A 14,852-nucleotide genomic window follows, 5' to 3' on the forward strand; every position below is an offset into this window, starting at 1 on the left:
CGTCGATCAGAATCTCGCCGGCCGCCTGAGGTCAAGGGTCATGGGAAACTCTTCAGAGGCTTCTTCGGCGTGGGGCACATAGGTTCCCGGCGTGTGGCCGCGCGGTTCGAAGCGGGCAAGCCGGCGCGCCTCGGCCTCGTTGCCGTTGACGGGGAAGGTGTCGTAATTGCGGCCGCCCGGATGCGCGACATGGTACACGCAGCCGCCGATCGAGCGGCCTGACCAGCGGTCGTAAATATCGAAGACCAGCGGCGTGTTGACCGGCAGGGCCGGATGCAGGCCGGATGCAGGCTGCCAGGCCTTGAAGCGCACGCCCGCCACGGCGACCTCTCTGCTGTCGGTCGCCTTCATCGGCACGATCCGGCCGTTGCAGACAATGGCGTGGCGCTCTGGGTTGAGGCCTTCAGTCCTCGCCTGCAGCCGCTCGACGGAGGAATCGACGAAGCGGACCGTGCCGCCGATGGCGCCCTGCTCGCCCATTACATGCCAGGGTTCCAGCGCCTGCCTCAACTCCAGCTTGACGCCACCATGCTGCACCTCGCCGCAGAAAGGGAAGCGGAATTCGAGCTGCGCGGCGAACCATTCCGGACGGAAGTCGAAGCCGTTGAGCTTCAGATCCTCCAGCACGTCGAGGAAATCCGCCCAGACATAATGCGGCAGCATGAAGCGATCATGCAGCGAGGTGCCCCAGCGCACGAAGCGTCCGTCGAGCGGATCCTTCCAGGCCCTGGCGATGATGGCGCGGACCAGCAATTGCTGTGCGAGCGACATGCGCGCATTGGGGGGCATCTCGAAACCGCGGAACTCGACCAGCCCGAGCCTGCCGGTCGGACCGTCCGGCGAGAACAATTTGTCGATGCAGATTTCAGAGCGATGGGTATTACCGGTGACATCGGTCAACAGATTGCGAAACAGCCGGTCGACCAGCCACGGCAAGGGCGCCTCGCCCTTGTCGGGATGCGGCACCTGCGCCAACGCGATCTCGAGCTCATAGAGCGAATCGTGGCGCGCCTCGTCGATGCGCGGCGCCTGGCTGGTCGGGCCGATGAACAAGCCGGAAAACAGATAGGACAGCGACGGGTGCCGCTGCCACTGCAGCACCAGGCTCTTCAACAGGTCCGGCCGGCGCAGGAACGGGCTGTCGTTGGGCGTCGCGCCGCCGACCACGACATGGTTGCCGCCGCCGGTGCCGGTATGGCGCCCGTCGATCATGAATTTGTCGGTGCCGAGGCGCGACTGCCTGGCCTCCTCGTAGATCGCTGTGGTCGTGGCGACGCATTCCTGCCAGTTGGCGGCCGGATGGATGTTCACCTCGATGACGCCGGGATCGGGCGCGACGCGGATGACGTTGAGGCGCGGATCGTGCGGCGGAGCATAGCCTTCGAGATGCACCGGCAGGCCGATCACCTTGGCCGCGTTCTCAGCCGCCGCCACCAGTTCGAGATAATCTTCCAGTGCCTCGACCGGTGGCATGAACACGCAGAGCCGGCCGTCGCGCGGCTCGACGGTGAGCGCCGTGCGCACGGCGCCGCCGATCTCGGTGATCTCCTGTTCGACGCGGTCCTGCTGGCCGGTCGCAGCCGTGAACGAGACCGCTTGCTGGCGGCGCGCCATTTCGTCGGCGCCTTCAAGCTCTGCCGGGGCGGCTCCAGGCAAGATAGCTTCGCGCACCGGCAACGGACCGCGCGGTACCGACGGATCGACCGGCACTATGTAAGGGAATTGCGCCGGCGGCACGTAAGGCAGCGTGCCCAGCGGCAAGCGGTAGCCGACCGGAGAGTCGCCCGGGACAAGGAACAGCCGGCCGCGCCGCGTCTTCCACTTCTCAGAGCGCCAGCGCTGCCCGGCCGCCTGGCTGTTCCAGCGCTGCACCGGCAGCACATAGCCGGACGGCTTGGTCAGGCCGCGCTCGAAGACGCGCGCCATGCGGCTGCGCTCTTCCGGGTCCTCGAGCTTCGAATTGGACGGATCGACATTGTCCGGCAGCTTGCCTTCCTTGAGCAGCCATTCAGCCGGATCCTCATAGGCCTCGCTGACCATCGACTTCTCGATGCCGAGCTCGCCGGCAATCGCCTTGAGCAGCTTTTCGGCCTGTTCGGGCCCGACATCGACGTTGCCCTTCTCCCGCGCGATCAGCGACGGGTCGCGCCAGACCGGCTCGCCGTCGGTGCGCCAGTAGAGCGAGAAGGTCCAACGCGGCAGGCTCTCGCCCGGATACCATTTGCCCTGGCCGTAATGCAGGAAGCCGCCCGGCGCGAAGCGTTCGCGCAGCCGGCGGATCAGCTGATCTGCCTTATCGCGCTTGGTCGGGCCGACGGCGGCCGTGTTCCATTCTGCGGATTCGAAATCGTCGATCGACACAAAAGTCGGCTCGCCGCCCATGGTGAGCCGCACATCCTGCTCGTGCAAAATGGCGTCGACCTTGTTGCCCAGCGCATCGAGCGCCTCCCAGCTCTCATCCGAGAACGGTTTGGTGATGCGCGGGTGCTCGGCGATGCGGTCGACCCGCATGTCGAAGTTGAAATCGACATTGGCGAAGCTTGCCATGCCGGAGATCGGCGCGGCATTGCGGAAATGCGGCGTCGCCGCCAGCGGCACATGGCTCTCGCCGGTTAGCAAACCGGAAGTCGGGTCGAAGCCGATCCAGCCGGCGCCCGGAATATAGACTTCGCACCAGGCATGCAGATCGGTGAAATCGACCGAAGTTCCAGGCGGTCCGTCGAGCGAGACGAGGTCGGGTTTGAGCTGAATCAGGTAGCCGGAAACGAAGCGCGCGGCGATGCCGAGGTTGCGCAGGATCTGCACCAGCAGCCAGCTTGAATCCCGGCAGGAGCCCTTGGCCGCGGCCAGCGTCTCCTCCGGCGAGTAGACGCCTGTCTCCATGCGCACGATATAGGCGATCTCGCGCTGCAGCCGCGCATTGAGGCCGACGAGAAAATTGACCGTGTTCCCCGGGCTGCGATCAATGCTTTCGAGGAATTTGGACAGGAGCGGCCCGGCCGGCTCCGGCGTGCGGTAGATGGCGAGGTCTTGCCTGATCTCTTCCGGATAGTCGAACGGGAAGTTTTCCGCTGTCTCCTCGACGAAGAAGTCGAACGGATTGTAGACCGTCATGTCGGCGACGAGGTCGACCTCGATCTTCAGTTCCGTAACCGGCTCGGGAAAGACGAAGCGGGCGAGGAAGTTGCCGTAAGGGTCCTGCTGCAAGTTGACGAAATGGTTCTTCGGCTCGACCTTCAGCGAGTGGCTGAGCACCTTGGTGCGCGAATGCGGCGCCGGCTGCAGCCTGATCACCTGGGGGCCGAGGACCACCGGCCGATCGTATTTATAATGGGTCAGGTGGTGGACGGCTGCCAGTATTGCCATGGTGCCCCGGGTTTCGGCGTTTCAGTCGCCAAACCCTGACACAAGTAATGGTCATTCTCCAAGCAGAGATGTTGCGCTGCACCTAATTTAAGCACCGTTGCCGGCTTAAGGTGTGTCGGGATTCAGGTCAGGCCGAGCCGAAAATGGCGGCTTCTGAGAACCGGAGCGGAGCGTACTAAAGTACGTGAGCACCGGAAGCGCAGGAAGCCGCCGTTTGCAGGCCGGCCTCACCTGAATATCGATACACCTCAGAAAAACGCTTGAATGCCCGTCTGCGCCCGCCCGAGGATCAGGGCATGCACGTCATGCGTGCCTTCATAGGTGTTGACCGTCTCCAGGTTCTGGGCGTGGCGCATCACGTGGTAGCCGATCTGGATGCCGTTGCCGCCATGCATGTCGCGGGCCTGGCGGGCGATGTCGAGCGCCTTGCCGCAATTGTTGCGCTTGACGATGGAGATCATCTCCGGCGCCATCTTGCCTTCGTCCATCAACCGGCCGACACGCAGCGAGCCCTGCAGGCCGAGCGCGATCTCGGTCTGCATGTCGGCGAGCTTCTTCTGGAAGAGCTGCATGCCGGCGAGCGGTTTGCCGAACTGCTTGCGGTCGAGGCCGTACTGCCGCGCCCGGTGCCAACAATCCTCGGCCGCGCCCATGGCGCCCCAGGAGATGCCGTAGCGCGCCCGGTTGAGGCAGCCGAACGGGCCCTTCAGGCCCGAGACATTGGGCAACAGCGCCTCCTCGCTGACTTCGACGCCTTCCATCACCACCTCGCCGGTGATCGACGCGCGCAGCGACAGCTTGCCGCCGATCTTCGGCGCCGAAAGCCCCTTCATGCCTTTTTCCAGCACGAAACCGCGGATCTGGTTGTCGTGTGCCGCAGACTTCGCCCAGACGACGAAGACGTCGGCGATCGGCGCGTTGGAGATCCACATCTTGGAGCCGGAAAGCCTGTAGCCGTTCGCCGTCTTTTCGGCGCGCGTCTTCATGCCGCCCGGATCGGAGCCGGCATCCGGCTCGGTGAGGCCGAAGCAGCCGATCCATTCGCCGGAGGCGAGCTTCGGCAGGTACTTCTTGCGCTGCTCTTCCGAGCCATAGGCATGGATCGGATACATGACCAGCGACGACTGCACGCTCATCATCGAGCGGTAGCCGGAATCGATGCGCTCCACTTCGCGCGCCACCAGACCATAGGTCACATAGTTGGCGCCGAGCCCGCCATATTGCTCCGGAATGGTGATGCCGAGCAGGCCAGCCTCGCCCATCTCGCGGAAGATCGTCGGATCGGTCTTTTCCTCGACATAGGCTTCCTCGATGCGGGGCGCGAGCTTGTCGGCGGCGAACGCAGCCGCGCCGTCGCGCACCATGCGCTCGTCCTCGGAAAGCTGGTCCTCGATCAGGAAAGGATCGTTCCAGACGAAAGCGTTCTTCTCGGCGGCCATGGCCTCACTCTCCCGGCAATATTTTGAGGTGCCCGGCTTATCCGCCTCCGCTCGGAAAAAATCAAACAAAATTGCATCGCGGATCAATGAGCGTTAGTAATAGATCATGAACGCCCAGCGCCGCCTTTTGCCGAACACCGCCACGCTTGCCGCCTTCGAGGCGGTGGCACGTCTTGGCTCCTTCACCGCCGCCGCCCGCGAGCTCGATCTGACGCAGGGCGCCGTGAGTCGACAGGTCAATCTTTTGGAAGAGCAGTTCGGCCGTCGCCTGTTTGAGCGCGACAGCCGCAATGTCAGGCTGTCGACGGCGGGCGAGATCTATGCCGAAGCAGTGCGTTCAGCGCTCGGCCAATTGCGCGATGCCGCCCTCGGATTGATGAGCAATCGGCATAGTGGCGTTCTCAACCTCGCCATCCTGCCGACCTTCGGCACACGCTGGCTGATGCCGCTGATCCCGGATTTCGTCGCCCGCCATCCCGACATCACCATCAACTTCGCCACCCGCATCGGCCGCTTCGACTTTGCTCGCGAGCGCCTCGACGCCGCGATCCACCACGGCATGCCTGACTGGCCCGGCGCTGACTGCACGCTTTTGATGCGCGAGACGGTGATGCCCGTCGTTTCGCCCGAATTCATGGCCAGCCGCGACATCGCCACGCCGGCCGATATCGGCCGCCTGCCGCTGCTGCACATGGCGACGCGCCCCGGCGCCTGGAGCGAATGGTTCGAAGAGCAGGGTCTCAGCGCACCGATCGGGCCAGGCATGCAGTTCGAGCAGTTCGGCACCGTTGCCCAGGCCTGCATGGCCGGCCTCGGCGTGGCGCTGCTGCCGGAAATCCTGATTGCCGGAGAATTGCAGCGCGGCCAACTGGTGCCGGCCCCCGGCCTGCCGATGCAAAGCCGCAGTGCCTATTACCTCGTCGTGCCGCAGGACAAGCGAGGTCATCCGCCGGTCGCCAGTTTTCGCGATTGGCTGCTGGGCCAGGTCGAGAAGGAACCGGCTGTTCTGGCCTGGTAGCTATTTCCGCTTCATCGCCTCAGCGAGCGCCGCGCCAAACGCGCCCTGCGCCGGCCGCTCCTGTTGCCGATGCGGAGCCGGAGAGCGCGGCGCAGGCTTGCCCCCCTGATCTCGCTGGCCGCCGCGGGGAGCGCCTTCACCGCCATCCTTGCGCATCGAAAGCCCAATGCGGTTGCGCTTGATGTCGACATCGACGACCCGCACCTTCACCACATCGCCCGCCTTCACTACCTCATGCGCGTCCTTGATGAAGCGGTCGGCCAATTGCGAGACATGCACCAGCCCGTCCTGATGGACGCCGATGTCGACGAAGGCGCCGAAGGCCGCGACATTGGTCACCGTGCCTTCGAGCAGCATGCCGGGCTTCAGGTCCTTGATGTCGTCGACGCCCTCGGCAAAGGTCGCCGTCTTGAAACCGGGACGCGGATCGCGGCCCGGCTTTTCCAGCTCGGCGATGATGTCGCGCACCGTCGGCAGGCCAAAACGCTCGTCGACGAAGACACGCGGATCGAGCGCCTTCAGCGCAGCACTGTCGCCCATCAGCGAGCGGACGTCGCGCCCGCAGCCTGCGACGATTTTCTTCGCCACCCCATAGGCTTCCGGGTGGACGGCTGAAGCGTCGAGCGGTTCCGTGCCGTTCGGGATGCGCAGGAAGCCGGCGCATTGCTCGAACGCGCGAGGTCCAAGCCGCGCCACGTTCAACAGGTCGCGACGGGTGGCAAATGGACCACCGGCATCGCGATGCGCGACGATCGCCTCGGCAAGCGATGGCCCCAGCCCCGAAACGCGCGCCAGCAGCGGCGCCGACGCCGTGTTGAGGTCGACGCCGACGGCATTCACCGCATCCTCCACCACCGCTTCCAGCGAGCGGCCGAGCCGGTACTGGTCGACATCGTGCTGGTACTGGCCGACGCCGATCGACTTCGGCTCGATCTTGACCAGCTCGGCAAGCGGATCCTGGAGGCGCCTAGCGATGGACACAGCACCGCGCAGCGACACGTCGAGTTCGGGAAACTCCGCCGCCGCTGTCGCCGAGGCCGAATAGACCGAGGCGCCGGCTTCGCTGACGATCACCTTGATCGGCTTCGGTCCGCCATCCGAAGGCAGGCTGGCGAGCATATCGGCCACCAGCTTCTCCGTCTCGCGGCTGCCGGTGCCGTTGCCGATCGAGATCAGCTCGACCTTGTGCTGGCGGATGAGTTTCGCAAGTTCCGCCTGGGTGCCGCGCACATCGTTCTTCGGCGGAAAAGGATAGACCGTCGTCGTCGCTACCAGCTTGCCGGTGCCGTCGACCACTGCCACCTTGACGCCGGTGCGGATGCCCGGATCGAGCCCCATGGTCGGTCGCGAGCCGGCAGGAGCGGCAAGCAAAAGGTCCTTCAGGTTGCGGGCAAAGACGTGGATCGCCTCTTCCTCCGCCCGCTCGCGCAGGTCGCGCATCAGGTCGAGGCTCAGGTGCAGCGACAGCTTGATCCGCCAGGTCCAGCCGGCCACCTCCATCAGCCAGCGGTCGCCCGGCAGGCTGGCGCCGATCGCATAGGCACTGGCGATCAAGCGTTCGACCGGCTTCACCGGCGATTGATCGTCAGCATCGACCTCGATGTCGAGCGACAGCACCTCCTCGTTGCGGCCGCGCAGCATGGCCAAGGCGCGGTGGCTGGGCACGCCGGCCCAGCGCTCGACATGGTCGAAATAGTCGGAGAATTTGGCGCCCGCTTCCTGCTTGCCGTCGACCACCCTGGCGCGCAGGAAGGCGCGTTCCTTCATACAGGCGCGCAACTTGCCGACCAGATCGGCATTCTCGGCGAACTGCTCCGAGAGGATGTCGCGCGCCCCTTCCAGTGCGGCCTTGGCGTCGGGAACGTCTTCGGTGACATAGGCGAGCGCCAGTTCGACCGGCAACGCCGCACGGTCGACAAGGATCGCCTCGGCCAGCGGCCCAAGCCCGCGCTCCCTGGCGATCTCAGCCTTGGTGCGGCGCTTCGGCTTATAGGGCAGGTAGATGTCCTCGAGCTCGGCCTTGGTACCAGCCGCCGCGATCTTGGCCTCGAGTTCCTCGGTCAGCTTGCCCTGCTCGCGAATGGAGCCGAGGATCGTCTCGCGGCGCGCATCGAGCTCGCGAAGATAGGCGAGCCGCTCGGCAAGGTCGCGCAGCTGCGTGTCGTCGAGCCCACCGGTGACTTCCTTGCGGTAGCGCGCCACGAAAGGCACGGTTGCGCCCTCGTCAAGTAGCCCGATGGCCGCCGCGGCCTGCTCCGGCCGCGAACCGATCTCGGCCGCGATGATTGCTGCGATGCGCTTGATATCCGATGCCATGCTGGTCCCTGTCGAAAAGAGCGGCGACCATAGGCCGGGATGCCCGTTCCGCCAACCGCGCTGTTTTCAGCTGGGAAAGAGGTCCACAGGAAAGCGTGTTGCTGCGCGGGGATGACTGCTGCTGGAGGTCGGCAATCGGACACACGATTGCCCCTCTCAGACCATCCGGCTCAGCGCCTCGAAAAACACTACGATATCGAGGTCAAGCACATCGTCCACCGGCTCCGGCTGCGACGACATCTTGGCGATCACCACCTCGTCCCTGGGGTTGACGTAAATCCATTGGCCGTGGATGCCGATGCCGCAGAAGGCGCCGCTTGCCGTGCCCATCTGGTACCATTTGTTGCGGTAGCGGCCTTTGGGGAAAAGGAATGCCATCGTGCCGCGCTGCCAGGCTTCATGGCTGCCGCCGGCGGCCACCGTGTCGCGCACCCAGGCTTCCGGCACGATGCGGCGGCCATTGGCCACCCCGCCCTGCCGCATCATCTCGCCGATGCGGGCAAGGTCGCGCGGCGTCATCGACATGCCGCCGGCGGTGCGCGCCGTGCCTTCCATGTCGACCGTCACCGACATTTCGCTCGCAGCACCCAGCGGCAGCCACAGTTTTTCGCTGAGCAAGTCGCCGACGCACTTTCGCGATGCCCGTTCGAGCAGGATGCCCAGCATGTCCGAATTTGGCGAGCGATAACGATAGGTCTGGCCATGCGGCTCGGCGAGACGCTGCAGCGTCAACAGAAACGCTGCAAGGCTTTCCGAGCCGCCGCCCGGATTCCACAGCGTCGCGCGGCGATAGCGGGCGAAAGCGCTTTCTGGATCGAGATAGGCCTCTTCGAAATCGAGGCTGACGGTCATGTCGAGCACGTTGCGCACGCTCGCATTGCCATAGGCCGAGGCCTTGGCCTCCGGGATATATTGAATTACCGGCGCCTCGGGATCGAACACCCCCTCGCCTTCCAGTATGCCGGCGAGGATTGCCGTTACCGACTTGCTGATCGAAAAGATGATGTGGCGCGCCCCGAACGCCATATGTGGTGCCGACCAGTCGCCGACCAGCCTGCCGCCCTTGAGGATCGTCAGCCCGTCTGTGTCTGAACGCCTGAGGAAGGCCTCGACGGTTTCGGGCCCGCCGGCGAGCGTGACCTTCTCATCGAGCAATGCACCGAGAAGCTTCGCCTGGTCCTCGCCGCCCGGCGCGGCCGCAACCTGCACGCTCGGCACCAACTCGCCGACATTCTGGAACGACCATTGGCTGAACGGCCTCAGCCGCCAATTGTCGAGCCGCACATCCTTGCGGGCAAAGCCATACCTGGTCTCGAACGCGGTCTTGCCGGTCACGATTTTCTCCCGGATTTTCTCGTAAGTCAGCGAAGCGCCGCCGCTATGGCGTGCACGGCCTTCAGCGTCGCCACCGAATAGGCGGCGTTGATGAAATCCGGATAGGTCGAGAGCTTCACCACGACCATTCTGTGCTCCCAGCTGATATGGATCATCTGTCCGAACACGCCTCGGCACATCAGCGCCCGCGACCGAGGATCCTCGATCCAGAACTGGTTGCGATAGCTGCCGTCCGGTAAGCTCGGGCTGAAATCCGGTCCATGCCTGCCGGTGCGCGTCGCCTCGATCCACTTGGCCGGGATCACCCCGCCGCCATTGTCGAGGATGAGCTGGCCGAAGCGGCCATAGTCGCGCAGCGTCGCGTTGAAGCCGCCTTCGGCCAGCGCATAGCCGGCGCTGTCGACGGCGAAGCAGGCGCTCTCGTCGGCGCCGAGCTTTTGCCACAGCTCTTCGGAGACCAGCTGCGCCAGCCGCCTGCCGGTCACCCGCTGCATGATGAAGGCAAGCACGTCGGTCTCAATCGAGCGGTATTCGAAAGCCTCGCCATGCCCACGCACCTTGTCCTTCAGCCGCAGGATCAGCTCGAACATGTGAGAAGGCCATTGGAAGTCGGGATCGCTGCCGGGCGGGATCGGCTTCCAGCCGCTGGCGACGTCGACCTGGCCGATCTCGGAATAGCGATCGATGTATTCTTCGGAAAAGCGCACGCCCGTGGTCATGTCGAGCACTTGCTGCACGGTGGCTCCGGCCCAGGCGGTCACGCCAAGCTCCGGGAGATAATCGGTTACCAGCCTGGCCGGGTCGATCAAGCCGCGTCCGACCAGGATGCCGAAAACAGAGCCGGTGACAGACTTCGCCATCGACTGCGACAGATGCAGCGTGCGTTCGTCCATGCCGTTGAAGTAGCGCTCATAGGCGACCTTGCCGTCTTTCAGCACCAGGAAGCCGTCCGTGTAGGTCTCGTCGAGCAGGCCGGCGAGCGTTGTCGCAGCACCCGTGCTGTCCACCATCGGCAGATCGTCGAGGTCGACCTCGGTACGGTCGAGGCGGCGACGATGGCCGTGACCGCGCCAGACCTCGACGGTCGGCAGGACCTCGCGGATGTTTTGGAAGGCCCAGCGGTTCCAGGGACCCCTGTCCCAATCGAGCTTCGGAGGGATCAGCTTCGGCGGCGAGCCCTGCATGATCGGCGGCCGCGGATCGGAATTGCGGTAGGATGTCACGGAACCCTCCCAATGCATGTCACCCAAAGCGCGCAGCGGTTTTGGGAAAAATGACATGCATAAAACAGAGACCTGAAGCGCGTCTCGGCGACGCGCTTTGGCCACAAGAAAGGGAGGCGTGCGCCTCCCTTTCGCAATGATTTCGAGCGGACCTATTTGCGCAGGTTGGTCCAGATCTTGTTGTAGATCTCCACCACTTCCGGCGGGCATGGCGGCACGAATTCCGGCGTCGGCGAGCCGGCCGGCGGGCTGATCTCCGGCGAGTTGGCGAACTCCGGCGGCAGGAATTTGTGGCTGCCGGCGATGCCGTTGTCGTAGCCGGCGAACTCCGAGATCAGCGCCGCGTTCTCAGGCGCCATGACGAAGTCCTGGAACAGTTTGGCATTCTCGAGGTTCTTGGCGCCCTTCAGCACCGCGACATTGTCCATCCAGCCTTCGACGCCTTCCTTCGGATAAGCATATTTGATCGCCGGGATCTTCTGGCGCGAGCGGTAGGCCGCGCCATTCCACTGTTCTGTCACGACCACGTCGCCGGAGGTGATCTTGGTGATCGTGTCGTAGCTGAAGGTCTTCCATGACGGCTTGGCGGCCGTCAGTATCTCATTGATCTTTTTCAAGTTGGCCTTGTCGGCACCGCAGCGCGGCACGCCGGCGTAGCGCTCGGCCGCGTGCATGACTGAGTTGACGTCATCGAGCACGTTGATCTGCCCCTTCAGCGCGTCCGGCGGATTGAACAGGATCGCCAGCGTGTCGATGTCGCCCTTGAACTTGTCCATGTTGACGGAGAACGTCGTCGTGCCGAACTGCCACGGCGCGGTGTAGTGGCGACCCTTGTCCCAATAGACGTCGACGAAGCGCGGATCGATGTTCTTGCCGTTCGGCATCGCGTTGGGCTCGGTCTTTTCGAGCAGGCCCTCTTCGACCATGATCTTCACGGTGTAGTCGGACGGCACCACGATGTCGTAGCCGGAATTGCCGGCGCGCACCTTGGACAGCATGGTTTCGTTGGAGTCATAGTCGTCCAGCGTCACCTTGACATTGTACTGCTTCTCGAACTTCTCGATCAGCTTCGGGTTGGTGTAGTCGCCCCAGTTGTAGATGTGCAGTTCGCCGTCGGCGAGCGCCGGCACGGCCGACAAAAGCACGGCCGCGGAAACGGCCGCCATCAGTTTTCCAGACATTTATGTTCTCCTTGCCTTCCCATTGTTGTGTTGGAGCTCGCGGTTATTTCGCGCGCCGGCGCGCGATCAGGAATGAGACCGAGACGAACAGGATCGATACCAAAAGCAGGATGGTGGAGATCGCATTGATCTCCGGCGTCATCGGCCTCCGGATCTGGTTCCAGATGTAAAGAGGCAGCGTCGTCTGGCCGGGGCCGGCGACGAGCTGCGTGATGGTGAAATCGTCGAAGGAGACGATGAAGGCGAGCGCCGCGCCCGACATGATGCCGGGGACCAGCAGCGGCAGCGTGATGCGCTTGAACGCATTCCACGGCGTCGCGTAGAGGTCGGCGGCGGCATATTCCAGCGTCAGGTCCATGTCCTCAAGCCGCGCCCGAATCGGCATATAGGCGAAGGGGATGCAGAACACGGTGTGGGCGAAGATCAGATTGCCGATGCCGAAATTGAGCCCGAACGTGCCGGCGATCAGCGCGAAGAAGGAGAGCGTCGCCACCGCGGTGATGATCTCCGGCACCATCAGCGGCAGGTTGATCACCATGAAGGCCGCTGCAAGGCCGCGCCACGGCTTCACCCTTGTCATGCCGATCGCCGCCAGCGTCGCGCAGATGGTCGAGACGATCGTCGCGGTGACCGAGATGATCATCGTATTGCGGGCCGCGCTATGGAACTCCTCGTTGAGGAATGCGCTGCCGTACCAGTTGAGCGTGACGCCTTCCCAATGCGTGACCAGCGAGCCGCTGTTCAGCGAGAAGATCATCAGGATCAGCACGGGCACGTAGAGCACCAGCAGACAAATGATGGCGATCGAGCGGAAACCGGGCTGGTCCTTGATGTCGATGGTGCTGGGCTCAGCCATGCTGCACCTTGCCCGACGTGTTGCGGACGTAGAAATAGAGGGCGACCAGCACTGCGGCCATCAGGATCAGCGCCTGCGCGCAGCCGAGCGGCCAGTTGCGGCCCGAGCCGAATTGCTGGGCAATGAGGTCGCCGATCATCAGATGGACGCCGCCGCCCAGGATCAGCGGCGTCACATAGGCGCCGAGCGCCGGAATGAAGACCAGCAGGCAGCCGGCGATGATGCCGGGCTTGGACAGCGGGATGATCACCCGCCACAGCACCTGCCGGCGCGTTGCATAGAGATCGTAGGCCGCTTCGATCAGCCGGAAGTCGAGCTTCTCGAGGCTGGAATAGAGCGGCAGCACCATGAACGGCAGGAAGGCATAGAGCAGGCCGAGTTGGATGGCGAAGTTGGTGTAGAGCATGGTGATCGGCTTATCGATCACGCCAAGCGCCAACAGCGCGTCGTTGATCAGTCCCTCGTCGCGGATGATGAACATGATCGCCAGCGTGCGCACCAAGAGGTTCGACCAGAACGGAATGGTGATCAGAAGCACCCACCAATTGCGTTGCGCCGGCGGCCGCGTCGCCATGAAATAGGCGGTCGGGAAGCCGAGCAGCAGGCAGATGATCGTCGTCACCACCGCGAACAGGAACGATCGCAGGTAGATGATCAGGAAGTCCGGCGTGAATTGCAGCGTGTCGTCGAAAATATCGCGCTGGAACAGGAAATTCAGATAGGCGTCGGTCGAGAACTGCCATTGCACGCCGCCATAGGGCGCGGCGGCGAGGAACGAATAGACGCAGATGATCAAAAGCGGAAGCACGCCGAAGATGCCGATGATGATCAGCGCCGGCAGCGACAGCAGCCGGTTGCGCCGCGCGCTTGTCTTCACCGCCTGGGCTTCGAATAACGCGGCTTTGGAAAGCGTGATTGGGGAGAGCGCGGCTGTCGTCATCAGTCTTTCAGGACGCGCGCCGCGTCCTCCTCGAACTGGATCCCGACCTTGGCGCCGGTCTCGTAGGTGACCGGGCTCGAGCGACTGTTCTGATGGCGCACGATGAAGTTTTCGCCGCCGTCGAGCTTCACGTGATAGTGCGTGTCGGTGCCGAAATAGACGATGTTGGAGAGCGTTCCGGCGATCGTGCCCTTGGCCGGATCGGGCACGAGGTCCGCATGCTCGGGGCGCACCACCAGCGTGACTTCTCCTGACGGCTCGAAGCCGTCCGGATAACCGGCGGCGATCGTCGCATTGCTCGCGAATTTGACCATCGCCACGCCGGGCTTCTTCGACACCACCGTGCCGGCCAAGAAATTCGTCTCGCCGATGAAGTCGGCGACGAAGCGTTCCGCCGGCCGGTCGTAAATGTCGCGCGGCGCGCCGACCTGCAGGATCTTGCCGGCCGACATCACCGCGATGCGGTCGGACATGGTCAGCGCTTCTTCCTGGTCGTGGGTGACGAAGATGAAGGTGATGCCGGTCTCGTGCTGCAGCCGCTTCAGCTCGATCTGCATTTCCTTGCGCAGCTTGTAGTCAAGCGCCGACAGCGGCTCGTCGAGCAAGAGCACCTTAGGCTGCGGCGCGAGCGCCCGGGCCAGCGCCACGCGCTGCTGCTGGCCGCCAGAAATCTGGCTGGTGCGGCGCGCCTTGAGCGCCTCCATCTTGACCAGCTTCAGCATCTGGGCGACGCGTGCTTCGATCTCCGCCTTCGGCTTGCCGAGCATCTCCAGCCCGAAGCCGATATTCTCTGCCACCGTCATATGCGGGAACAGCGCGTAACTCTGGAAGACGGTGTTGACCGGGCGCCTGAAGGGCGGCAGCGGCGCAATATCCTGGCCGTGCAGCAGGATCTCGCCGGCGCTTGGGAAATCGAAGCCGGCAATCAATCTCAGCAGCGTCGTCTTTCCGCATCCGGACGGGCCGAGCAGTGTGAAGAATTCATTCTCGCGGATCGACACCGACACCGCGTCGAGAGCGGCTACCTGATTTTCAGCGGTTCCAAATACCTTGCGTACACCGCGAACTTCGATCGCGTTCTTACCCGGCTGTTCCGGCACGATTACCCCATTGAGAGAGCCTGCTCTTGGCGGCAGGTGTGTTCCTGTTTGATTGTCACCATAAGCCGGCTGCCTTGG

At 63.9% G+C, this 14,852-nt stretch carries 10 protein-coding genes; 1 reads left to right on the top strand and 9 read right to left on the bottom strand.

Translation table 11 applies throughout. The features are described 5' to 3' along the window. Positions 1-6 precede the first annotated feature (6 nt). Positions 7-3,366, bottom strand: a complete 3,360-nt coding sequence (locus tag RFN28_RS03715) for a transglutaminase family protein (protein ID WP_320286019.1) — start codon at positions 3,364-3,366, stop codon at positions 7-9. 248 nt (positions 3,367-3,614) lie between these two features. Then, complete coding sequence (locus RFN28_RS03720; RefSeq protein ID WP_320286020.1) at positions 3,615-4,805, bottom strand: acyl-CoA dehydrogenase; 1,191 nt, start codon at positions 4,803-4,805, stop codon at positions 3,615-3,617. Between the two features lie 106 nt (positions 4,806-4,911). Here RFN28_RS03720 and RFN28_RS03725 point away from each other — a divergent pair, with 106 nt between their 5' ends. Then, the gene (locus RFN28_RS03725) at positions 4,912-5,823 is read left to right on the top strand and encodes a LysR family transcriptional regulator (RefSeq protein WP_320286021.1); all 912 of its coding nucleotides are present in this window, start codon (positions 4,912-4,914) and stop codon (positions 5,821-5,823) included. On the opposite strand, the gene RFN28_RS03730 is transcribed toward RFN28_RS03725, so the two are convergent. The 7 genes from RFN28_RS03730 to RFN28_RS03760 all read right to left on the bottom strand — a co-directional run bounded on the left by RFN28_RS03730 (position 5,824) and on the right by RFN28_RS03760 (position 14,774). Next, on the bottom strand, positions 5,824-8,139 hold the full coding sequence (locus tag RFN28_RS03730; protein WP_320286022.1) for a Tex family protein: 2,316 nt from the start codon (positions 8,137-8,139) through the stop codon (positions 5,824-5,826). Between the two features lie 156 nt (positions 8,140-8,295). Further along, the gene (locus RFN28_RS03735; RefSeq protein ID WP_320286023.1) at positions 8,296-9,474 is read right to left on the bottom strand and encodes a serine hydrolase domain-containing protein; all 1,179 of its coding nucleotides are present in this window, start codon (positions 9,472-9,474) and stop codon (positions 8,296-8,298) included. 26 nt (positions 9,475-9,500) lie between these two features. Then, positions 9,501-10,697 (bottom strand): serine hydrolase domain-containing protein, encoded by a 1,197-nt coding sequence (locus RFN28_RS03740; RefSeq protein ID WP_320286024.1) that lies wholly within the window; start codon positions 10,695-10,697, stop codon positions 9,501-9,503. 152 nt (positions 10,698-10,849) lie between these two features. Then, positions 10,850-11,878: an extracellular solute-binding protein gene (locus RFN28_RS03745; RefSeq protein ID WP_320286025.1), complete on the bottom strand. Its 1,029-nt coding sequence runs from the start codon at positions 11,876-11,878 to the stop codon at positions 10,850-10,852. Positions 11,879-11,921: 43 nt separating this feature from the next. Continuing rightward, positions 11,922-12,734: an ABC transporter permease gene (locus tag RFN28_RS03750; RefSeq protein WP_320286026.1), complete on the bottom strand. Its 813-nt coding sequence runs from the start codon at positions 12,732-12,734 to the stop codon at positions 11,922-11,924. Next, complete coding sequence (locus RFN28_RS03755; protein ID WP_320286027.1) at positions 12,727-13,674, bottom strand: ABC transporter permease; 948 nt, start codon at positions 13,672-13,674, stop codon at positions 12,727-12,729. Before RFN28_RS03755 ends, RFN28_RS03750 begins: the two co-directional genes overlap by 8 nt. Continuing rightward, the gene (locus RFN28_RS03760; RefSeq protein ID WP_320286028.1) at positions 13,674-14,774 is read right to left on the bottom strand and encodes an ABC transporter ATP-binding protein; all 1,101 of its coding nucleotides are present in this window, start codon (positions 14,772-14,774) and stop codon (positions 13,674-13,676) included. The genes RFN28_RS03755 and RFN28_RS03760 overlap by 1 nt, the downstream gene beginning before the upstream one ends. Between the last annotated feature and the right edge of the window lie 78 nt (positions 14,775-14,852).

Origin of the sequence: Mesorhizobium album (assembly GCF_033977205.1) — a bacterium.
GTDB classification, from domain to species: Bacteria; Pseudomonadota; Alphaproteobacteria; order Rhizobiales; family Rhizobiaceae; genus Mesorhizobium; species Mesorhizobium album.

Bases quoted from the DNA above. Each gene is read 5' to 3' on its own strand.
- RFN28_RS03715 (WP_320286019.1), bottom strand. From the start codon at position 3,366: ATGGCAATACTGGCAGCCGTCCACCACCTGACCCATTATAAATACGAT.
- RFN28_RS03720 (WP_320286020.1), bottom strand. From the start codon at position 4,805: ATGGCCGCCGAGAAGAACGCTTTCGTCTGGAACGATCCTTTCCTGATC.
- RFN28_RS03725 (WP_320286021.1), top strand. From the start codon at position 4,912: ATGAACGCCCAGCGCCGCCTTTTGCCGAACACCGCCACGCTTGCCGCC.
- RFN28_RS03730 (WP_320286022.1), bottom strand. From the start codon at position 8,139: ATGGCATCGGATATCAAGCGCATCGCAGCAATCATCGCGGCCGAGATC.
- RFN28_RS03745 (WP_320286025.1), bottom strand. From the start codon at position 11,878: ATGTCTGGAAAACTGATGGCGGCCGTTTCCGCGGCCGTGCTTTTGTCG.
- RFN28_RS03750 (WP_320286026.1), bottom strand. From the start codon at position 12,734: ATGGCTGAGCCCAGCACCATCGACATCAAGGACCAGCCCGGTTTCCGC.
- RFN28_RS03755 (WP_320286027.1), bottom strand. From the start codon at position 13,674: ATGACGACAGCCGCGCTCTCCCCAATCACGCTTTCCAAAGCCGCGTTA.